Source organism: Nocardioides sp. WG-D5, assembly GCF_054031175.1.
This window is the reverse complement of sequence record NZ_CM132928.1, coordinates 5,619,645-5,640,314: the sequence shown is the minus strand read 5'-3', so window position 1 is coordinate 5,640,314 and position 20,670 is coordinate 5,619,645. Positions and strand designations below refer to the sequence as shown.

Genomic DNA, 20,670 nt, shown 5'->3' with positions numbered 1-20,670 from the left:
GAGTGTTCATCGGATCGAGGATCCGATCCCGATGCCGCCATCGACGTCGAGCACGACACCGGTGATATAGCGGGCCTCCGGCGATCCAAGGAAGGCCGCGGCTGCGGCGATGTCCTCGGGTTCGCCCGGGTGCTTGACCGGGACCTTGCCGATCAGCAGCTCACGCGCGGGGCCGTTCATCGAGGCGAGCATCGGGGTCTGGATCAGGCCGGGCGCGATCGCGTTGGCGGTGATCCCGTGCCGCGCGCCCTCCAGGGCGATCGTTCGGGTGAGCCCGACGATGCCGGCCTTGGCCGCGACGTAGTTGGCCTGGCCGAAGTTGCCTCGCCAGCTCATCGAGGAGAACGAGATGATCCGGCCATAGCTGCGGCTCTTCATGTGCGGCATGGCCGCTTGGATGCAGTGGAAGGAGCCGGTCAGGCTCACATCGATGACCGCGTGCCAGTCCTCGACCGAGATCTTCTCGACACGGTTGTCGCGGATGATCCCGGCGTTGTTGACCAGGACGTCGACGCGCCCATCGCTCTCGGCCACGCCGTCGACCCAGGCGGTGACGGCCACGGGGTCGGTGACGTCCACGACGTGCGGCACCGGCGGGACCGGCGCGTCCGCGGCAACTTTCCCGGCTGCCTCCTCGACGGCGTCCGCGTTGACGTCGGCGAGATGGACCCGGGCGCCTTCGGCGGCGAATCGGTGGACCATCGCCAGTCCGAGCCCTTGGGCTCCACCGGTGACGAGGACAGTCTGGTCTGTGAACCGGTCAGGCAACGGTTCGCTCCTTCTTAGCGGTCGACCGCGGTGTGGAGCGGCCGAGGAAACGGATGAGATCAGTGGCCACGTCGGAGCCGTTCCAGTGCTCCTCGAACATGTCCAGCTCCCGTGTCAGCGCGGCCGCGGTCACGGCGGGATCGTTGACGATGAGCCGCTTGTAGCGGTGCTGGGCACCGGCGGGGCGGCTCGTCAGGACGGTGGCCATGGTGTGGGCGGTGTCGAGCAGCGCGTCGGGCGCGACCACGTCATGCAGCCACCCCGTCCTGCGCGCGAGGTCCTCTGCGGGCACGAGCTCGCCCGTCAGCGCCAGCCACGCCGCCATGCCGCTGCCGAGCTTCGGAGGCAGCCTCACACTGGCTCCTCCCCCGGCGATCAGGTTGTTCTTCACATGCCCATCGCCGATCCGAGTGCCGGCCGCGGCGATCACCAGGTCGCACGCCAGCGCGATCTCAAGGCCCCCCGCAACGGCGAACCCATGAAGCGCGGCGATGAAGACGATCGGGCTGGCCTCCATCGCGAGCGTGAGGTCGCAGATGTCGCGCAGGTGCGGACGAGGCGAGTCACCGCTGTGGGCACATTCGAGCAGGTACGCCAGGTCGGCTCCCGCGCAGAAGCCCGCCCCCGCACCGGTGAGGATCACGACCCGGATCCTGTCGTCCTCGGCACGCGAGACCTGCCGGTTCAGCGCGCCCACCAGCTCAGGGTCCAAGGCATTGCGGGACTCGGGCCGATTCAGCGTCCAGGTCTCGATGTCACCGGTCCGCCTCGTATGAAGGACGTCGCTCACCGGGCGCCACCTGCCTCGGCGAGCTGCTTGCGCAGCACCGCGCGCTGCACCTTGCCGCTAGGTGTCTTGGGCAGCTCCGCCACGAACTCGATCTGGCGGGGGTAGGCGTGGGCGGCGTACTCCTTCTTCACCCAGTCCTGAAGCTCCTTCACCAACACATCGGAGCCCTCGCCCCCTGGGCTGAGGACGACGAAGGCTTTGATGATCTCGCCCCGCATCTCGTCCGGCGCGGCCACGACCGCGCACTCGCTCACGGCCGGGTGCGCGCCCAGCGCGCTCTCGACGTCGAACGGGCCGATCCGGTAACCGGCCATCAGGATCACGTCGTCGTCGCGGGAGGAGAAGTGGATCAGACCGCTGGCATCGATCGTGATCAGGTCGCCGCTGAGGTAGAACTCCCCGTCGGCGCTGAACCGGTCACCCCGGTGATCACGGCCCTGGCCGTACCCGGTGAAGGTGAAGAACGGACTCTCCGCGATACGCACCGCCAGCCGCCCGACCTCGCCGGGCTCGGCAGGTACGTCCTCGTCCAGCCTGAGCGCGGTCAGGGACCATCCGGGGAAGCTGCGGCCCATCGCCGCCGGCTCGACCTGGGTAGCCGCCTGGGGGTGGTGGGCGAAGCCGGCAGGCATGCCCAGCTCGGTCTGCCCGAAGTGGTCGTGGATCTCCAGCCCCCACTGCTGCTGCGCCCAGGCGAAGACATCGGGGGTGAGCGGCTCACCGGCGCTGGAGAGACGCCTCAACGCCGGAAGCTCCGTCCGCGTCTTCGCACCCCGCAGGCCCCGGAAGATCGTCGGCGCCGCCGCCAGATCGGTCACCTCGTACTTCTCCAGGATCCGCCAGGTGGTCTCGGCATCGAACTTCGCCGTGCTCACGATGTTCGGAACGCCCACGCACATCGGCGCGACCACCCCGGCATACAGGCCATAGGCCCAGCCCGGATCGGCAGCGTTCCAGTAGACCGCGCTCTCGTCGACGCCCAGCCCGACCTCGAGGTAAGCCTGCCAACCAGCCACGTAGGTGAGCGGGTGGATGACGGTCTTGGGCTTGCCCGTCGTGCCGGAGGTGAACATGTGCGTCAACTCGACCTCGGGCCCGGCAGGCGCCGCCTCGTCCCACAGCGGCGCGGCCTCGGCCGCCGCCGCCAGGTCGACGCCGCCTGCCGGAGGCGCCCCAGCCGCGTCGAGCCCAGCCACCAGCCGGACACGGTCCTCAGGCAGCTTGCCGAACTGGTCGCTGTCGGTGACCACCACACGTACGCCGCCCTGATCCAGGCGGTCGGCCACCGCCGATGCCGCGAAAGCTGTGAACAGCGGCATGTAGACCGCCCCGATGCGCCAGATGGCCAAGATCACCGCAGGCAGGTCGACATCCTTACCCATCAAGGTGGCGACCCGATCGCCGGCCGCCACGCCGTGCTCACTCAGCACCGACGCGATCCGCCGAGACCGATCGGCGAGCTCGCCATAGGTGAGCGACACCCCGTCGAGGTTGCCGTCGACGAATCGGAACGCCACGTCGTCGGAGGGGTGCCGATCGCACATCAGATCAGGCGCACTCGCGGTGGGCGAGTAGAACTCACGAAGGATCTCTGTTACTCGTTCTTGGAGTTTCATGTTCCTGTCTCTCCTGAGAGGGCAATTGGTCTTGGATGGATCAGCGCCATGGGAGGTCGACCCAGGAGCCGATCGCGCCGTTGGCGATCGTCACGGTGCTTCCGGTCGTCGCGTCCGGCAGCAGGAGCGGAACGTCGCCGCTCGTGACCGCGATACGGAGCCGATGCTCCTTCTCGAAGCGCCAATGGGTGGGACGGATCGAGATCTCGTAGTCGTTGAACTGACCCGGTGAGACCTTCACCTCGTGGTCGTGGCCCTCACGATGGCTCGCCTTCAGGTACCCATCGGTCACCGCGACGACCTTCCCGTCAGGTGCGACGTCCTCGACCTTGACCACGAACCGCCCGTCGGCCGCGTTCAGCGCCGCCCGAAGATGGACGCGTGCCGCGCCGGCCAGCTCGGCGTCATCGGTCAACGGATCCGTCGTGAAGGTCAGCCTCTGACGATCCGCGATGCTCTGGTCCGCAGCCGGATCCTCGGGATGGTTGGCCGCGAAGTCTCCGAACCAGGATCGGGCAGGCCCGTCGAGCGGGTTGACCGGGTACTTCGTGACAGCGTTGGCACCACGGTCAGCCGAAAGGCTTCGGTCACCGTTCAGATACATACGCTGGGAGCGGACCGCGGCCGGCGGCCACTGCGAGAGCTCCTTCCACGCACCTCCCGATGTGGGAGCCACGAAGCTGGTGACACGTGCCGAGGGCAGCGGCGCATCCGGCAGCCGCATCAGCCAGTGATCCCACCAGGCCAGCTGTGCACCCATCGGGATCGGCGCCCGCATCTCGAAATGGGGCGGGGTGTGCTGGCCAGGCCCCATCACCAGCCACGTTCGATCCGGGCGCCCGGCAAAGCTCTCGACCGTTCCATTCGTGAACAGGTCCTGCCAGCCACCCATCAGCAGAGTCGGCACGCGGATGTCGTCGAGGTCGTCGGAGATGTCGATCTGACGCCAGTAGTCGTCGTAGAGCGGGTGATCGGCGAAGGTCTTCTCGACCTGGACCGGGTTCACGCGGCCGAGCGATAACGCTGACACCATGGCAGCCCACGTGGCGCCTTGGGTGGACGGGATCCCTCCCGGATAGATCCATTCGTAGATGCTGCTTGGTGCGATCTGGGGGATGATCGCCTTCAGATGCGGCGGGTTCAGCGCGGCCACGCGCTGGGAGGTGAGCGATCCATAGCTGGCGCCGCCCTGCCCGACCCGTCCGTTCGACCATGGCTGACGTGCCAGCCACTCGACCAGGTCGTAGTTGTCTCGTGCCTCGACCGGACGGAACCAGGTCGGGAAGTCACCACCGGAGGCTCCGGTGCCACGTACGTCGCAGACGGCCACGGCGTAACCGCGGCCCGCCAAGTACTCCGCGGGGTACGCGCCCATCCGGACCGCCCACGCCGGGAACGACCTCAGCGTCGTCTCGGTCCCTGGGAAGAAGTCCTCGACGCCGGCGAGAAGGTCCTCGGCCGCAGATTGATGGGTCGCCGCATAAGGGGTGAACTCCCAGATCACGACCGGGAAGCGTCCAGAAGCTACCTTCCCGTCGTGGCCGGGCCGGTAGATCTGGCATCCGAGCTGAGTCCCGTCGCGGGTAGGGACCTTGATGCTGGTCTTCAGCGGTTCGTACGTTGCGGGGCGCTCATAGTCGAACCACGCCGGCGTTCTGGCCGGCTCCTCTGCCGCTGCGGGCACTGCCGGCAGTGCGGCCGCCCCGCTCGCTGCCATGCAGACTCCGAGCAGCTTCGCCACAAACCGTTTGTTGATCCGTTGGCCACGGGCAAACATCGGACCCTCCTCGTCCCCCGGCCCGGGGGCTCGATCGATCGGTGATTGGTGCAAGTGATGGGGGGATGGTGCGTCCTAGTAGCCCACTTCTGGGGTGGGCACCTGGCTCGCTGCGGTACGTCTCCTGCTCGTGAGGCCGAGGCCGACACCGGTCAGGAGGACCAAGCCAGCCAGGTAGGCGAAGTACCAGTCAGCTCGCCCCTGGCCGGCCAGCCAGGTCAGCAGGAACGGCGCGGTGCCGCCGAAGATCGCCGTCGCCAGGTTGTAGGGCGCGCCCACTCCCATGGCACGCATCCGGCTCGGGAACAGGTCCGTCATGATCACGGCCAGCACCGAGAAGATGCATGCGGTCAAAGCGAGGAACGCCAGGTCGACGGCGAGGCTGACGTACCAGCGCTCAGAGAACGCCAGACTCAGCGGGTAGATCGCAACGCCGCCACCGATGGCGAACACAAAGCCCAGCGGACGCCGACCGATGCGGTCGGAGAGCATCCCGAATGTCGGGAGAAGCACCATAAAGATGACCAGGGCGACCGTGTGCAAGCCGAACGTCGTCGCCGGCGCCAGCCCGACGGAGTTGATCAGGTGGGTCGGCATGTAGCTCACGAACGTGTAGAAGGCAGTGGCCGCTCCGGCCATGAGCAGGATCACTCGCAACGTCTCCCGAGGAAACTCCGAGAGCAGAGTGCCGAGTCCCGCGGGTCGCGACGCCGCTGTGCCGTCGACGACGGCATCGCTGGTCTCGACCATCGCGCGCCGGACCCACAGCGAGAGCAGCCCGGCGACACCACCAACCAGGAACGGGATCCTCCACCCCCACTCCCCCATCGCCTCTGCGGCCAGGAGCCGGGTGAGCACGAAGCCGGTGAGACTTGCCAGCACCATGCCCAGCACGACCGTCGTGTACCACAGGCTGCTGTAGAGACCCTTGCGATGCTCGGGCGCGATCTCCGACAGGTACGCCATCGCACCGCCGGCCTCACCGCCTGCCGCAAAGCCCTGCAGCATACGAGCCATGATCAGCACGACCGGTGCGAGGATCCCCACCGCGGCATAAGTGGGCGCGATGCCGATCACGAACGCCGGCGCGGTCATCAGGACAATGGTGAGCAGCAGGGCCTTACGCCGCCCCTGCCGGTCGGCGTACGCACCGATCAGCCAGCCCCCGAGCGGACGGACGAAGAACCCGACCGCGAACACGGCAAACGTCGACAGAAGCGAAGCCGTCGGATCAGCGGACGGGAAGAAGAGCGGCGAGAAGTAGACGGCGAATGTCGCATAGATGGTGAAGTCGAACCACTCGACGATGTTGCCCACGGCGGCTGCCAGCAACGGCCGCAGGCGGGACCGCGAACCGGTCACGAGGGGGGATGTTGCCGACACAGCACACTCCTGGGTACGACTTAGGATACTTACGTACCGTGACTGTAGTCACAAACCGTTGGAGATGGAAGGGGTACACAAGAACCAATTTTTGTACCCGGCTCGAAGGAGGCCCAGGCGGTGCGCACCGGCGAGCGCGGCGGACTCCCGCTCGATGACGCGACGCGCGCTGTCGGCCTGAGCGCTAGGTGTTCTGACCACGGACGTTAGGTACGGCGGGCCGACTGGACGATGACGAAGACCTCCGGGTGAGGTGTGGAGCTACCACGCACCCACATCCACCACGGAGGTCTTCGTGTCCCACGCTAACGCCACCCTCACACCAGCGGGACGTCTGCGCCTAGCCAAACTCGTCGTCGACAAGGGCTGGTCCTACGCCAGGGCCGCTGAGCGGTTCTCCGTCGGTGTCACGACCGCGCGGCGCTGGGCCCAGCGCTATCGCGAGCTCGGCAAGGCCGGGATGGTCGACCGATCCTCGCGTCCGCACCGCTGCCCGAACCGGCTGCCGCAGCGGACCGAGCGACGGATCGTGAAGCTGCGGGTGACGCGGCGCTGGGGACCAGCCCGGATCGCCTACCACCTCGGCCAGAACCCCTCCACCGTTCACCAGGTCCTTCGACGCAACGGCTGCCCGCGACTGAAGTGGACCGACCCGGCCACCGGCGCCCGGATCAAGACCTCCTCACGAGACAAGCACCGCTACGAACACCCAGCACCCGGCGACCTGATCCACGTCGACGTCAAGAAGCTCGGCAAGATCCCCGACGGCGGTGGGTGGAGGGTCTTCGGTCGGGACTCGGCACAGGCGCGAGCAACTCACGCGGCCCGCGACCGGGCAGGCCGAGCCGGTGCCGCGTCCTCGCGCGGCTACGTCTATCTGCACCACGCCGTCGACGACCATTCCCGGCTGGCCTACTCCGAGATCCTCAGTGACGAGCGTAAGGAGACCGCAGCAGCGTTCTGGAAGCGCGCCAAGAGGTTCTTCGCCGCCCACGGCATCACCGTCAAGGCCGTGCTCACCGACAACGGTTCCTGCTACCGCAGCCGGCTCTGGGCCAAAACGCTCGGCCGGCGGGTCAAGCACCGACGCACGCGGCCGTATCGACCACAGACCAACGGCAAGGTCGAACGGTTCAACCGGACACTGCTCGAAGAGTGGGCCTACGCCACGACCTACACCTCAGAAGCCGACCGAGCAGCCACATACCCCGCATGGCTGCATCACTACAATCACCACCGCGGCCACACCAGCCTCAAAGGCAAGTCACCAATCGACCGCGTACCCAACCTCCCCGGCCAGAACAGCTAGGGAGGAGCTGCTTGGAGACGGCCCGCGATTCCAGCGGATGGCATGCGAGCTCGCGCGAATGCTCGAGGGTGACGTCGAACCACTCGCCACGGAGCTGACGCGGTGAGGCTCGGAGAGGTCACCGGTTTCACTCGCTCCCGGGTACCCCGCGGACCTGCTCATCTTGGACGCCAACGCGTTCGAAACCTCGGCATCCTGGATCTCGAACTCGACCTGGTCCGGTACTACGACCGCAGCAATCTACGCGGCGTGTACGTCGACGGTCGCCTCATGGTCGAGTGGGGTCAGCCGACCACGTTCGATGCGGAAGAGTTCATCGCCGCTGAGGCAGTCGCCGGGGCGGCAGCCATCGGCAAACACACCCCTGCACAAGGTGCACGCACCGCACAGGCTCGCGAACGGTCGGGCGTTGACAGTCACAGATGCGTGACCCAACGAAGGGCCCGCGCCCCTGCCCGCGGGCCCTCGTTGTGTCCGAGAGCATGCGTCATCGTCATGGCCACCCCCTGGTCGCGCTATGACCTACCGGTGTCCCTGGGGCTGGGAGTGACGAAGCAGGCGAGGGCACTCCGTCTTCCCTTGCGTCAACGGCTGAAGCCGTTGACAACCGACGGTCCCGCTCCACCCCAAACGATCCGCGGGAAGTTCAACGGTGGTCGACCCGTGCCCGGATGTCGCCCGGGGCAGGACCAGCGGCGTGAGTTCGCCGTGGCGACACATTCAGGGTCGTAGCAACATCGCCGAGCGTCGCGGACACTGCCGGAAATTCCCGACCGACCTGCGCCCCAGCAAGCTTGCCTCGTTCATGGCCCACGCGGGCGGCACAGCGGTCGAGATCATCACACCGCTGGTGCTGCTCTTCTCGACCGACCGCACGGTCACGCTCATTGCGGTGGGCCTGATGGTCGCCTTTTCACCTCGTCATCGCTCCACCTTCCCCATCGCGGTACCGCTGGAGTGGAACACGCTGTTCGCGTTCGCCGTGATCGTGCTGTTCGCCGGCTTCCCCGCCCAGGACGGGTTCGCCGTGACCGACATGAGCTCGCCACTGCTCACCGCGGCGATCATTGCGGGACTGCTCTCCTTCCCGGTACTCGGGAATCTGCGTCCCGATCTCGTCTCGTTCCTGCCCTCCATACGTCAGTACGCCGGCAACTGGGCCACTGCTACGTAGGCCTTCAAGCCGGGAGCGCAGGCCAAGCTCAATGGCGTCACGCGACCGACGACCAACCATGTCGACCAACTGCAGGCTCTCGGATATCCCTACGAGCTCGCAGAGATCACCATGCAGCAGACCATCGCCTGGCGTTCCATGCACTCGCAGGGCAGAGGACTGTCCTCTATCTTCCACCGCTACCTGCCGGACGTGGACAACTGGACCATCCGCGAGGGCGAGTTCGCGTGCAACTCGCTGCTGGGGGTCAACTTCGGCGACGGACACTTCCACGACCAAAACCTGATCGCGGCTCTGCAGCGACACTGCAACTTCGAGCCCGGAGAGTTCATCGTCGCCTGGGTCGAGTCGGAGGCGTTCGGCTCGGGAGTCCAGCACTACAAGGTCATCGATGCGGCGCTGGGTGTCGTCGAGCGTGGAACCTGGAAGGTCAGCGACGCCGTCGCCGAGCAGCCCTGGCTGCCGAACGGCCCCATCCCGCTGAAGGTCACCTGGCGGGATCCGAACTGGACGGTTTCGGCCCCCGGCCGCGATTCCAGCCCACGTTCTTCGCCGATAGCGAGGCCGGCGAGCCCGCCGATGGCAGGGTAGGGGCATGACCTCTGGCGTCGTGGTCGGCAGCGGGCCCAACGGGCTCGCTGCCGCCCTCACCCTGGCCAACGCTGGGGTCTCTCGGTCACAGTGCTCGAGGCGGCAGAAGTACTCGGGGGCGGCACGAGAACGAGTGAGCTCACGCTGCCGGGGCTCCTGCACGACGAATGCTCCGGATTCCACCCGCTAGCTGTGGACACGCCCCTCAGCCGAGTAGTGGACTTGAGAGCCCACGGCTTGGAGTGGCTCCGGCCCGAGGTGCAGTACTCCCACCCACTCGATGGCGGGCGAGGGGCCGCAGCATTTCGATCGGTCGCCGACACGGCGGTCGGCTTGGGCAGTGACGGCCAACGCTGGCAGAGCATGTTCGGCTGGCTCGACGAACGGTTCGACGACATCGCCGAGGACTTTCTGCGGCCGATGCTTCAGGTGCCCTCCCACCCGTTCAAGCTGGCTCGCTTCGGGCTCTACTCCGCTCTCCCGGCAGCGCTCTTGGCCCGACGATTCTCGTCGGCCGAAGCGCGCTTTGTGGGGCGGTGTAGCAGCTCACGCCATGCGGCATTTCCGGAGTCCGATCTCTTCGGCGATCGGGGTGGCGCTGGGCACCGCAGCACACCGTACGGGTGGCCAGTTGCCAAGGGCGGTTCCTCGTCGATCAGCCGGGCCATGATCAGTGCATGCGAGGAACGTGGTGTCCGTTTCGAGACCGGAGTTCGAGTCACCTCGCTCGACCAGGTGGGCGAACCCGACGTGCTGATGCTGGACCTGACGCCCCGCGCAGCCGCCGACCTGATCGGCGATCGCATGCCGAACCGGGTGTCGCGGGCCCTCCGTCGCTATCGACATGGGCCAGGAGCATTCAAAGTCGAATTCGCCGTCGAACGCGGGGTCCCCTGGGAACACGAACCGTCGCGTCGGGCCGGAACCGTGCACGCCGTCGGCGGATTCGCGGAACTGGCCAGCGCTGAACGAGATGTCGCGCGAGGACGGATGCCCGAAGGGCCGTTCGTTCTGGTGGGCCAACAGTCAGTGGCCGATCCGAGTCGTGCGAACGATGGCGCCCATCCGGTCTACTCGTATGCGCACGTGCCTGCCGGCTGGGCAGGCGATGCGACCGCGTCGATCGAAGCCCAGATCGAGCGGTTCGCGCCGGGATTCAAAGACCGAATTCTGGCTCGACACGTCCGCTCGGTCGCCGACATGGAAGGTCACAACGCCAACTACGTGGGCGGCGACGTCGTCACCGGTTCCAACGATCCGCTTCAACTTGTGTTTCGACCGCGAGCTGCACTTGACCCCTACTCGCTCGGGTTGCCGAGGTCTACTTGTGCTCGGCGGCGACGCCACCCGGCGCCGGAGCGCACGGCATGTCGACTACGCGCTCCGCTTGGCGCAGCGCGGGGTCCCCGGCAACGCGCTGGTTCGCGCGTACGCCTTGGGCAAGGATTACTTGGTCTCTACAGTGATTCCGGCCGTTCAAGGTCTCGACTGCAGCGCTGAGCAGAAGTCCGAGACCTTGCAGCCCATGTCCGCACTTGTCGGTGAGTACATCGACTGGATCAGCCAGTTCATCTTCGACGTCTATGAGCGCGAGCGTGAACGCTGGGTCAGCGCGGAAGGCAACGTTCGGGCCACGCTTGTGCACGACCTGCTCGGACTCGGCGCCAGGCCGCGCGAGTTCGAGGCCGGCACAGGTTACCGGCTGGCAGGGCGACACCTCGCTCTGGTGGTGTGGGCGACTTCGACTGACTCGTCGCCAGAGGAACAGCGTCTGCTGAACCGCGTCATCGCTCGCGTGGCGTCAGGTTTGGATGCGTTGACGCTCCATTGGTCAGCGCAGTCGATGTGGCCACCGCCTGGGCATGGCTCCCGCTCCAGGCGAGAGGAGGAGAACCTGACTGTGCCCGGCTGGCGAACTCGGTGATGGACGAAGGCGGATGCCGGGTCGCTGTCGGTCTGACCGGTATCGGCGTCGACGGCTTCCGTCGTAGCCACGAGCAGGCACTGGCTGCCCGCAGAGTCGCTTCATCGGTCGATGTTCCCGTCATGAGCTACGGAGACGAGGGCGTTGCGGTGACCGCCATGCTCAGCACAGATCTCGACGGGACGCGAGCCTGGATCGCGGCTGTGTTGGGCCCACTCGCACGAGATGCGGACCAAGCCGCTGCGCTGCGCGAGACGCTCCGCGGCTTCCACGCCTGCGGAGAGTCGTACACCGCGACAGCTGACATCATGAACATGCACCGCAGCACCGTACGGTATCGCATCAGCCGCGCCCAGAAGTCGCTGGACATTGTGGGCTCGCCAGCACGCACGGACCTGCGATGGCGCTGACAGTGTGCCGCTACCTGGGTAGTGCGGTGCTTCAGACTGAGTGAAGCCGACCGCATGCGACAGTTCCGACAACTGCTGCAATGGTCAGTACTCGATCTGCGCCAAGCCGCGTAACTCCTCGGCGGTGGCGGTCTCGAACCCGAAGAACTCCAAGAGGGCCGGGATCTGTTCGTACAGCATGTCGATGCCGATCTGGGTCTCGCATCCGCGTTCTCGCGCGGCCCGTACGAACGGGGTGATCTCGGTCTTCATCACGACCTCGCCGACGAACGTGGTCGGGGCAACCAGAGCCATGTCGATGGGCAGCGGGTCGCCCTCGTTCATGCCGAGAGGTGTCGCGTTCACGACCAGGTCATAGCCGACAGGGTCGGCCGACCCTGTCCTTATCTCGATCCCGGGGTAGTGGCTGGACAGCCGGTTGGCGAGCGAGTCGGTGAGTTCTGGAGTGGTGTCGACCAGCGCCATCCGGTCGACGCCGGCCTCCGCCAGCGAGGCGGCGATCGCTGATCCTACGCCGCCCGAGCCGACGACCAACGCGCTCGCTCCGTGTAGCTCGCGTCCTGAGCGGCGTACGCCTCTGACGAATCCCGCGCCGTCGAACATGTCGGCGACGAGCCTGCCGTCCTCGCGCAGCACCACGGCATTCGCCGCCCCGGCAATCCGAGCGGTCGGGCTGACCTCGTCAGCCAGGTCGATGACGCTCTTCTTGTGCGGCATCGTCACGAGTGCCCCACGCAGGTTGCCGATCTTGCACAGCTCCGGCAGGACGGTCGGGAAGTCGGCTGCGCTGATGGCCATCGGTACGACGATCGCATCGACGCCGGCCTTCTCGAAGAAGGGGTTGAAGATCATCGGAGACTTGAACGTCTCGGTCGGATAGCCGAGGTGGGCGATCAGCCTCGTCCTGCCGGAGATCATGCGGGGACTCCGTGTCTGCTCATCATGAATGGTCCTTGTCGTTGTCGATCTCGGTTACGCGTACGCCGTTCCACGCGCAGGTTCGCTCACCGTGCTCCGACCAGTACGCGTTCCAGTTGTCTAGTTTCCAGCTGTCCCGCTCCAGACCTCGCTCACGCAGCCGCCGTTGAAGCGTGGCGGGGGAGGTCCGGACCCAGACCACCTCGACAGGCACAGGCGGCCAGGCGAGGCGTTGCGCTGCGCGGGTGATGAAGTCGGGATCGTCGAGGTAGGGGCTGAACGGCGCATCGACGACCACCGGTCGGCCTAGGCGAAGGTTGTCCCCGGAGACGTCGAGGAGCGAGTCGTACTCAAGCGGCAGGATGTGCTCTCGGTAGAACGCATTCGACTCCCGTTCGCTGGGGTCGTAGCCGGCGGCGACCAGGGCGGTCTCGACGAAACGGGCACTCATCGCGTCCTTGTCCAGGTAGGCAGCAGCGTGCTCGCGAGCGAGGCGCTTCGCGATCGTCGACTTCCCGGAACCGGCGGTGCCGATGACGATGTGCAGGCTCGGCTCGGTCACTGGCGCGCTGCTCGCACTGCGTCGAGGAAGTCACGGGCAGCGGCCGTGACCCGGGTGTAGTCGCCGTCGGGCTGCCATGCCTTGGTCACGGCGCTGCCCACGCCGACGCCGGCGACGCCGGCCGCGAACCACTCCGCGACATTCTCCGTCGTCACGCCGCCGGCGGGCATGATCGGCAGATGTGCCAACGGCGCGAGCACGGCCTTGGCGTAGGGAATACCCGCGCCTTCGGTCGGGAAGAGCTTGAGGATGTCGGCCCCTGCCTCGGCCGACTCGAGGAGCTCCGTCGGAGTGAAAGCGCCGCTGATCGTCGGGACCTGGTAGCGGTTGGCGACGCGGATCATCTCGGGGTTGAGCTGGGGGCTGACGAGGAACGACGCTCCGGCCCGGATCGACTCATAGGCGGCGTGTCCGTCCAACACGGTCCCGGCGCCTATCGCGATGCCGTCCGACGTGTACTGACCGGCCAGCCGCCGGATGAGGTCCATGGCACCTGGTGTCGACAGGGTGATCTCCAGAGCGCGAAAACCGCCTTCGATCGCGGCATGCACCACGCGCTCCGCGACCTCCGCGTCTGCTAGCCGCACGATGAGAACAGCACCTGAGTCCTCGATCGTGCGCAGGGTCTGAAGCTTTCCGTACATGCGAACTCCTTCTGAGCGGAACCTGGCTGAAACAACCTGTTGACAGAGCATTGCACCTTGCTTAACGTGTCTGCAATCGATCTCTGCAACCGATCTCAGAAATTTTCCAGCTCGCCAGTTCGTCAGGACGGAGTACTTCATGGACGGCGTCGAGGCGCAGCCCCGTCGAGCGCGCACCATCGTTCTCGGTGCGTCGCACTGGCACGTACCGCTCTACGTCGCGGCGATCGCCGAAGTGCATGAGGTGATCGGGACCTCCGACGACGACCTAGCCGTGGCCGAGCGCCTGACCCAGATGTGGGGCGGCGTTGCAACGGCCGACTGGCGGACGCTCATCGAACGGCCCGACATCGAACTCGCGTACGTCTTCGGCCCCCACGACGGCATGGCTGACACCTGCCAGGCCCTGATCGAGCGTCGCATCCCTTTCGTCGTCGAGAAGCCTCTCGGCACCTCGCTCGAGCAGCTCCAGGCGATACGCCGCGCCGCAGAAGAAGCGGGTGTCCCGGCGACGGTGCCGCTGATCCAGCGCGGCGGACCAACAGACCGCTGGCTCGCGAAGGCCGGGCGGCCCGTGTATCAGCGGCTCTCGTTCGTCGCCGGGCCGCCGGAGCGCTACCACCACAACGGCAATCCATGGATGCTCGACCCTGACCGCGCGGGCGGTGGTTGCCTGGCCAACCTCGGCCCCCACTTCGTCGACCTCTTCCTGAAGAGCAGCGCCCAGCCCGCGGTCCTGAGCGCAGCGACGATGTCACACACCCTCCACGCTGGAAGGGTCGAGGACCACGCGACCCTCGTGTTGACCACGGCAGATGACCGCGAGGCCGTCATCGAGGTCGGCTACGCGTTTCCCCCGTCCAGCCTCAAGCGTTACTGCAGCTACTCCTCGGTCGGCGAGGCCGGCTTCGTCTCGATCGACACCACCGGCGCTGCGACCTTCACGACGACTGACGGCCACACCGAACGGGCCTCTATCGACGTGGACAGCGACCCTCTTTACGATCCGTTCGTGAGGCACGTCGCACGCACGCTCGACGACGACTTTCGTGGCCTACCGACCCTGGGCGAGCTCGAGGACGTCATGCGGATCATCTGGCGTGCCTACCGCGCTAACCGAGAGGCACAACACCATGACTGACCCCAGCATCGACGCCGTCGCCAAGGCGGCGGGTGTGCACCGCTCGACCGTCTCGCGCGCCTTCTCCCGCCCCGAGGCGGTCAGGGCCGAGACCCGGGAACACGTCCTGCGCGTTGCCGCCGAGCTGGGTTACACCATGAACCCGCTCGCTCAGGCGTTACGGTCCAAGACGAGCACTTTCGTACCGCTGATCGTGCCGAACGTCACCAACCCCTTCTACGCCGAGCTTGCGCAGGCCATGACCCGTGCCGCTGGAGACCGCGGCTACCAACTCATGCTCTGCGTCACGAACGGTGACCGGGTCCAGGCGGACGGCTATCTGCGGGCCATGCAATCGCTGTACGCGCCGTTCGGTGTCGTCGCGCCGTCGACCAGGATCGACATCGACAAGCTGTCAGAGTTCGAGTTCGGGCGCCGCGTCGTCGTCACGGATCACCTGGCCCAAGATGCGCCCGTCCCGAGCGTCACCGTCGACAACCGCCGCGGTATCGAGCTCGCCTTCGAGCACCTTCGCTCGCTCGGACACCACAGGATCGGTTACGTCTCCGGAATCTCCGGCACGTACACCTCGCAGGAGCGTATGGACGCGTATCACGACTTCGCCGAGGGTGATCCGATCGTCCTTGACAGCGGTTCCGACACCGATGCCGGCGAGCGCGCCGCCGCCGAGTTCTGTGCCATGACCGATCGCCCGACCGCGATCATCGCAGCCAACGACATGGCCGCGTTCGGCGTTATCTCGGTGCTCACCGCCCGAGGTTTCCGAGTCCCGGAGGACGTCTCGATCATCGGGTTCGACGGACTTGCGCTGGGCGGTCGTTTCAACCCTGCCCTGACCACCATTCGGCAGCCCACCGCCGAGCTGAGCAAGATCGCGATCGACCTCGCGGAGAAGAAGGCGACGAATGGCACCGTCGAGCATCTCGTCCTCGAGCCCGAGCTGCAGGTTCGCGCCTCCACGACCAGGCCACGCTCATGACGGCGCCGAACCATACCCGCAACGAGCTGCCGCGGATCCCCGGAGTCCGGTGGGCCGACCACATCGCCCTCACGGTGCCCAACCTCGACGAGGCGGTTCGCTTCTTCGTCGAGGCGCTGGGAGCAGAAGAGCTCTATCGCTCCACCAGGGGGCCGGACGCAACGTTCATGCCCGAGAACTTCGACGTACCGCAGGACGCCGCCCTCACTCTCGCGATGCTGCGGATGCCGCCGAACCTCAACGTGGAGCTGTTCGAGTGGGCCACCTCGGACCGACGCGTGGAGCACCCGCGACACAGCGACGCCGGTGGCCATCACCTCTGCTTCGTGGTCGACGACGTGGACGAGGCTGTCGCGGTGCTCCGCGAGATCCCGGGGGTTCGACTGCTCGGTGACCGCAAGGAGGTGGCTGGCGACAGCCCTCGAGTTGCTGGCAACCGATGGACCTATTTCCTCACCCCATGGGGGCTGCTCATGGAGATCGTCGACCGATCCCGGGTAGCCAACCCGCCGCGCCTGGTCGGCCCCGCCGACTGGATCTCAGCATCAGACGACCCAATCAGAAAGGACCTGTGACCATGCGCCTTGCGGGCCACACCCTGGGCACTCCAGAGCAGACCGTGACGGAAGCGATCGAACTGTTCGCGACCGCCGGACTCGATGCCGCCGAGGTGATCTACCAAGACGACTACCGCTCGGGCCTGCCCCTGCGCGACCGCCGCGCAGCCAAGGAGGCCAAGCGTGCGTCGGACGCTCTGGGCATCCCGATCATCGGCCTGACTCCGTACACCACGGGAATCAATGCGCTCGACCAGAGCGTGTGGCAGTCAGCAGTCGACGAGTTCCGCGGAGCGATCGAGGTCGCCCAGGTCGTCGGCGCTGACAGACTCCGCGTCTACGCAGGTTCCTGGCATCCGGGGGACCCAGACCACCAGGCGCATTGGGTGCGGCTCGTCGAGGCCTTGAGGACTCTGGCTCCGGAGGCGTCCCAGGCAGGGGTCCGGCTATGCGTCGAGAACCACTTCGGGACGATGACCCAGTCCGCGGATGAGACCGCCCGGCTGGTCCGCGAGGTCGATCACGATGCCGTTCGTGTGCTCTACGACCAGGCGAACCTGACCTTCACCCACGACGAGCCGTTCGACGAGGCACTGCGCATCCAGGGCGACCTGGTCGGCCACGTGCACGTCAAAGACCTCGTGTTCACCGACCCGGACGCGCCGTTCCAGGCATCCGAGACCGCTCGCGTCGCGGCATCCGAACGTGCGGTGCGCTCACGCGTCGTCGGTGACGGCGTCGTACCTTGGAAAGCCATCCTCACGGCCTTGGCGACGCTTGGCTACGACGACGTCCTCTCTCTGGAGTATGAGTATCGCTGGCACCCGCAGGACCTGCCCGACCCTTCGATCGGCTTCGCCCGTTCCGCCGCGGCCATCCGTTCCGCCCTCGCCGAGGTAGCGGTTGTCGGGGGTGCCCGATGAGCACGTCGGCCAGGACACGGGTCGGCGTCGTCGGCGCCGGCAACATCGCATCCATCGCCCAGCTCCCGACGCTGGTCAACCGCGAAGACGTCGAGCTCGCGGCACTGGTCTCGCGTCGGCAGGACTCCGGGCCGTTGGTGCGGCGATGGGGGTTCGGTGCGGCATACCGGACCGTTGAGGAGATGCTGGATGCGGAGCGGTTGGACGCGGTGTTCGTTCTCACTCCGCGCTCGGAGCACGCGCATGCCGTCGAGGCTTGCCTGCGACACGGGCTCGACGTGTTCTGCGAGAAGCCACTCGCCCCGTCCGTCGAGGAGGCGGAACGCTTGGCCGACCTGGCAGAAGAGCACGGCCGCATCCTCATGGTCGACTTCAACCGTCGCTACGCCCCCGCCTACGTCGCCGGCCGAAAAGCATTCGGGGAGGCGGGTGCCACGTTCTGCGTCGCCCAGAAGAACCGGCCTGGTTCGGAATACCGTGCGACCTTCGAGAACGCCATCCACATGGTCGATCTGCTGCGCTGGTACTGCGGCGGCGAACCCGTCGAAGTGTCTGCCCACGCGGCTGGCGACGATGCCTGGGAGGAGGATGGTTCCGCCGCGCTGGTGCGTTTCGACTCCGGCAACACCGGTGTACTGGTCGCTGCACGCACGGCTGGGGCGTGGAACGAGAAGCTCGATGCCTATGGGGCCGGGACTTCGGCCGAGGTGCGAGCACCGGAGTCGGTCGCGGTCACCGTCGACGGCGTCACCACGACCCGCGACCTCAGCTCCGAGGCGTATGGATGGGCCACCGCAACCGAGACTCTTGGCTTCGCCGAGGCGGTGCACCACTTCCTGGACCGCGTATCGGACCGGCAGGCACCCCTGACATCCGCACGCGACGCCGTCGCGACGCAAAGGTTGCTCGATCGCATTCTCGAAGCGGCAGGGCTACCGAATCACGAGCAAGGAGGTCGCCAGTGGTCAAGCCACGCTACTAACACTGCCCCACGATGAATCGATAGGACCCTCGTCCTTTTCACGGGGTTCGAATCAGTCGTCCCAACTGATTCGAAGCCCCGCACTCGGGTGAGCCAACACCCGAGGGAACGCCCCACGCGGTAACCGGGCCTCGGTGTGCCCTGATCCGCCATCTGTCAGTGCGCAAACCGACAAACCGTCACAGTGAGGAACTGTCATGACGAACCCGTACGGCACATCGGCCCCAGCAGGGGCCTCCGAAGTCACGGTCGCGAACCGGCGACCGACCAACATGGTAGCAGGCACGATCGGCCACTTCGTGGAGTGGTACGACTGGTACATCTACGGATTGCTGGCGGCAGTCTTCTCCGCGCAGATCTTCCCGAGCCACTCCGCATTCGCATCCCTGGTCGCTGCCCTGCTGACCTATGCGATCGGGTTCGTCGTACGGCCTTTCAGCGGGATCATTCTTTCGCCACTGGCCGACCGCTACGGCCGCAGAGTCGTCCTGACTCTGGCGATCTCGGGGATGGCCCTCGGGTCCTTGATCATCGCCCTCACCCCTCCGTTCGCGACGATCGGGTATGCAGCGCCGGCGCTCTTCCTGGTGGCGCGCGTGCTCCAGGGGATCTCCGCCGGCACCGAGCAGCAGAGTGCGATCGCCTTCATGGTCGAGCATGCACCGCCCAACAGGAGGGCACTGTTCGGGTCGTTCTCCAACATGGCCAGCGGTCTGGCGACCCTCGCCGCGACCGGGTCCGCGGCAGCTGTGACAGCCGCGTTCTCCCCGAGTGCCGTTGAGGCCTGGGCATGGCGCATTCCTTTTCTGATCGGCGGCCTCCTCGGCGTGGTCGGCCTGATCCTGCGAGCTCGCGCGGACGAGTCTCCCGAGTTCACGGCGAACGCTGCCGTCGACCATGAGCCCGCGCCGGCGAAGCTCAGGAGCCTTCTGCGTGAGCACCCGAAGGCGCTGATCCAGGCCGCAGCGCTTTCTGCCCCCGCCGTCGCCTACTACACCTGGGCCACCTTCCTGCCCACCTACGCGAACCTGACGACCGGCCGCAATCTCTCCTCCACCCTCGCCGGCAGCGTCATCGGACTCGTCCTGCTTGTCATCATCGTGCCCATCTGCGGTGCACTCTCGGACCGGTTCGGGCGACGGAAGATCTTCCCCATCATCGGCGCCACCGGCATGGTCGTGCTCTTCTACCCGCTGCTTCTCCTGCTCAACGTGCCCGGCTTCGGCGTCTACGTCCTGGTGGCCGCGTCCGGATGGGTCGTGCTCGGCGTGTGGCAGGCCGTCTACCCGACCATCCAGGCGGAACTGTTCCCGGCCGCGGTCCGGGTCTCCGGGATCGGCTTCGCACACCAGCTCGTCATCGCCGCCCTCGGCGGCACCGCACCGCTCGTCGCGGCCTCATTCGTCGGATCCGGGCACCCGATGCTCGTGGCGGTCTACATGACGGTCATCGTCGCCATCTGCCTTGTGGTCTACACCACGCTCCCCGAGACCGGCGGCCGAGGCGAGCGAGCCACCGTGGCTCCGACAGACACTGACGTCCTGGACATCGAGCGGTGACCTCCTCGCCCAGGTAAGCGCGCAAGCGCCCACCTGAACGGCCCTCTCAAAGTTGCCCTGGACATTCATCAGTCCGTCGGGCATCTCGACGGCCCATGCCGTCGAAGGGAGGTGGCCCAATCCACACGGGTAGTTGTGTCCTTTCAAGGCGGGGCAACCGAATACCGCGTATGACTGCCGATGGCCGGCCACAGGCTGACTCGCCTGAGGGCCGGTCATCGGCGCGTTCGCCACATGGCACATCGAAGCGAAGCAGGCGACCTGACGGCGCGCGACGACTGAACCGTGCCACGCAGGCCTCTGTCGAGCGGCGGCGAGCGGTCCACCTACCGGACCCCCGACAACCGAGCCGCCACGGCCGTTGCGTGACACACGCTATTGACGTACGCTCCTGTCCTCTTGCGAGTGACCCTGGACACATTTCCATTCCGATGGAGGAGTTCACCATGACCGTTCCACGAAGGACAGGGCTTCGCCGATGAGCCGGCCTCGCATCCCACCGGTGGCATACGACGGGAGGAGGGACCGCCATTCCACGATCCACTGCTCCAGGTGATCGATCTGGAGGCGGTCGAGTCCCGAAGGCCATCGAAATCCCAATCCATGTCATGAGGAAGCCATGAGAAGTCGTCGCAGTCAGTCGAAGCGTTATCTGCCCCGGGC

General features: G+C 66.6%; 18 protein-coding genes and 1 pseudogene. 11 read left to right on the top strand and 8 right to left on the bottom strand.

Annotated features, from left to right (window positions below; all coding sequences use genetic code 11):
* Positions 1-6: 6 nt before the first annotated feature.
* From ACWZJV_RS27160 to ACWZJV_RS27140, 5 genes are all read right to left on the bottom strand, one after another.
* Complete coding sequence (locus tag ACWZJV_RS27160; protein ID WP_457179590.1) at positions 7-768, bottom strand: SDR family oxidoreductase; 762 nt, start codon at positions 766-768, stop codon at positions 7-9.
* Positions 761-1,558, bottom strand: a complete 798-nt coding sequence (locus ACWZJV_RS27155; RefSeq protein ID WP_457179589.1) for an enoyl-CoA hydratase/isomerase family protein — start codon at positions 1,556-1,558, stop codon at positions 761-763. The genes ACWZJV_RS27160 and ACWZJV_RS27155 overlap by 8 nt, the downstream gene beginning before the upstream one ends.
* Entirely contained in the window at positions 1,555-3,102 is a 1,548-nt protein-coding gene (locus ACWZJV_RS27150; RefSeq protein WP_457179588.1) for an AMP-binding protein, read from the bottom strand. Before ACWZJV_RS27150 ends, ACWZJV_RS27155 begins: the two co-directional genes overlap by 4 nt.
* 112 nt (positions 3,103-3,214) lie before the next feature.
* Positions 3,215-4,891: a CocE/NonD family hydrolase gene (locus tag ACWZJV_RS27145; RefSeq protein ID WP_457179587.1), complete on the bottom strand. Its 1,677-nt coding sequence runs from the start codon at positions 4,889-4,891 to the stop codon at positions 3,215-3,217.
* A gap of 135 nt (positions 4,892-5,026) precedes the next feature.
* A complete protein-coding gene (locus ACWZJV_RS27140; RefSeq protein ID WP_457179586.1) occupies positions 5,027-6,313 on the bottom strand; it encodes an MFS transporter in 1,287 nt (428 codons plus the stop codon).
* A gap of 316 nt (positions 6,314-6,629) precedes the next feature.
* On the opposite strand from ACWZJV_RS27140, the gene ACWZJV_RS27135 reads away from it, so the two are divergent.
* The 5 genes and pseudogenes from ACWZJV_RS27135 to ACWZJV_RS27115 all read left to right on the top strand — a co-directional run bounded on the left by ACWZJV_RS27135 (position 6,630) and on the right by ACWZJV_RS27115 (position 11,742).
* Positions 6,630-7,643 carry an IS481 family transposase gene (locus tag ACWZJV_RS27135; RefSeq protein WP_457179585.1) on the top strand — a complete coding sequence of 338 codons (1,014 nt, stop codon included), beginning with the start codon at positions 6,630-6,632 and terminating at the stop codon, positions 7,641-7,643.
* Positions 7,644-8,295: 652 nt separating this feature from the next.
* Positions 8,296-9,408: pseudogene (locus ACWZJV_RS27130) on the top strand (DUF3556 domain-containing protein).
* A gap of 90 nt (positions 9,409-9,498) precedes the next feature.
* Positions 9,499-10,908: a phytoene desaturase family protein gene (locus ACWZJV_RS27125; RefSeq protein ID WP_457179584.1), complete on the top strand. Its 1,410-nt coding sequence runs from the start codon at positions 9,499-9,501 to the stop codon at positions 10,906-10,908.
* A gap of 25 nt (positions 10,909-10,933) precedes the next feature.
* Positions 10,934-11,332 (top strand): hypothetical protein, encoded by a 399-nt coding sequence (locus tag ACWZJV_RS27120; protein ID WP_457179583.1) that lies wholly within the window; start codon positions 10,934-10,936, stop codon positions 11,330-11,332.
* A complete protein-coding gene (locus ACWZJV_RS27115) occupies positions 11,254-11,742 on the top strand; it encodes a PucR family transcriptional regulator (protein WP_457179582.1) in 489 nt (162 codons plus the stop codon). Before ACWZJV_RS27120 ends, ACWZJV_RS27115 begins: the two co-directional genes overlap by 79 nt.
* Before the next feature lie 84 nt (positions 11,743-11,826).
* On the opposite strand, the gene ACWZJV_RS27110 is transcribed toward ACWZJV_RS27115, so the two are convergent.
* The 3 genes from ACWZJV_RS27110 to ACWZJV_RS27100 are packed head-to-tail and all read right to left on the bottom strand — an operon-like array spanning position 11,827 to position 13,866.
* Positions 11,827-12,660 (bottom strand): shikimate dehydrogenase family protein, encoded by an 834-nt coding sequence (locus ACWZJV_RS27110; protein ID WP_457179581.1) that lies wholly within the window; start codon positions 12,658-12,660, stop codon positions 11,827-11,829.
* 22 nt (positions 12,661-12,682) lie between these two features.
* Entirely contained in the window at positions 12,683-13,222 is a 540-nt protein-coding gene (locus tag ACWZJV_RS27105; protein ID WP_457179580.1) for an AAA family ATPase, read from the bottom strand.
* Entirely contained in the window at positions 13,219-13,866 is a 648-nt protein-coding gene (locus tag ACWZJV_RS27100; protein ID WP_457179579.1) for a bifunctional 4-hydroxy-2-oxoglutarate aldolase/2-dehydro-3-deoxy-phosphogluconate aldolase, read from the bottom strand. The genes ACWZJV_RS27105 and ACWZJV_RS27100 overlap by 4 nt, the downstream gene beginning before the upstream one ends.
* A 139-nt stretch (positions 13,867-14,005) precedes the next feature.
* Between ACWZJV_RS27100 and ACWZJV_RS27095 the strand changes: the two genes are divergently transcribed.
* From ACWZJV_RS27095 to ACWZJV_RS27070, 6 genes are all read left to right on the top strand, one after another.
* Positions 14,006-15,007, top strand: coding sequence for a Gfo/Idh/MocA family protein (locus ACWZJV_RS27095; protein ID WP_457179578.1), 1,002 nt, complete (start codon positions 14,006-14,008; stop codon positions 15,005-15,007).
* A complete protein-coding gene (locus ACWZJV_RS27090) occupies positions 15,000-15,986 on the top strand; it encodes a LacI family DNA-binding transcriptional regulator (protein WP_457182002.1) in 987 nt (328 codons plus the stop codon). The genes ACWZJV_RS27095 and ACWZJV_RS27090 overlap by 8 nt, the downstream gene beginning before the upstream one ends.
* Complete coding sequence (locus ACWZJV_RS27085; RefSeq protein ID WP_457179577.1) at positions 15,983-16,561, top strand: VOC family protein; 579 nt, start codon at positions 15,983-15,985, stop codon at positions 16,559-16,561. Before ACWZJV_RS27090 ends, ACWZJV_RS27085 begins: the two co-directional genes overlap by 4 nt.
* Before the next feature lie 2 nt (positions 16,562-16,563).
* Positions 16,564-17,466, top strand: a complete 903-nt coding sequence (locus ACWZJV_RS27080) for a sugar phosphate isomerase/epimerase family protein (protein WP_457179576.1) — start codon at positions 16,564-16,566, stop codon at positions 17,464-17,466.
* On the top strand, positions 17,463-18,464 hold the full coding sequence (locus tag ACWZJV_RS27075) for a Gfo/Idh/MocA family protein (RefSeq protein WP_457179575.1): 1,002 nt from the start codon (positions 17,463-17,465) through the stop codon (positions 18,462-18,464). Before ACWZJV_RS27080 ends, ACWZJV_RS27075 begins: the two co-directional genes overlap by 4 nt.
* Positions 18,465-18,645: 181 nt before the next feature.
* Positions 18,646-20,007: an MFS transporter gene (locus ACWZJV_RS27070; protein WP_457179574.1), complete on the top strand. Its 1,362-nt coding sequence runs from the start codon at positions 18,646-18,648 to the stop codon at positions 20,005-20,007.
* The last annotated feature ends 663 nt before the right edge of the window (positions 20,008-20,670 follow it).

Bases quoted from the DNA above. Each gene is read 5' to 3' on its own strand.
- ACWZJV_RS27150 (WP_457179588.1), bottom strand. From the start codon at position 3,102: ATGTGCGATCGGCACCCCTCCGACGACGTGGCGTTCCGATTCGTCGAC.
- ACWZJV_RS27145 (WP_457179587.1), bottom strand. From the start codon at position 4,891: ATGGCAGCGAGCGGGGCGGCCGCACTGCCGGCAGTGCCCGCAGCGGCA.
- ACWZJV_RS27120 (WP_457179583.1), top strand. From the start codon at position 10,934: ATGTCCGCACTTGTCGGTGAGTACATCGACTGGATCAGCCAGTTCATC.
- ACWZJV_RS27110 (WP_457179581.1), bottom strand. From the start codon at position 12,660: ATGATCTCCGGCAGGACGAGGCTGATCGCCCACCTCGGCTATCCGACC.
- ACWZJV_RS27100 (WP_457179579.1), bottom strand. From the start codon at position 13,866: ATGTACGGAAAGCTTCAGACCCTGCGCACGATCGAGGACTCAGGTGCT.
- ACWZJV_RS27095 (WP_457179578.1), top strand. From the start codon at position 14,006: ATGGACGGCGTCGAGGCGCAGCCCCGTCGAGCGCGCACCATCGTTCTC.
- ACWZJV_RS27090 (WP_457182002.1), top strand. From the start codon at position 15,000: ATGACTGACCCCAGCATCGACGCCGTCGCCAAGGCGGCGGGTGTGCAC.
- ACWZJV_RS27085 (WP_457179577.1), top strand. From the start codon at position 15,983: ATGACGGCGCCGAACCATACCCGCAACGAGCTGCCGCGGATCCCCGGA.
- ACWZJV_RS27080 (WP_457179576.1), top strand. From the start codon at position 16,564: ATGCGCCTTGCGGGCCACACCCTGGGCACTCCAGAGCAGACCGTGACG.
- ACWZJV_RS27075 (WP_457179575.1), top strand. From the start codon at position 17,463: ATGAGCACGTCGGCCAGGACACGGGTCGGCGTCGTCGGCGCCGGCAAC.
- ACWZJV_RS27070 (WP_457179574.1), top strand. From the start codon at position 18,646: ATGACGAACCCGTACGGCACATCGGCCCCAGCAGGGGCCTCCGAAGTC.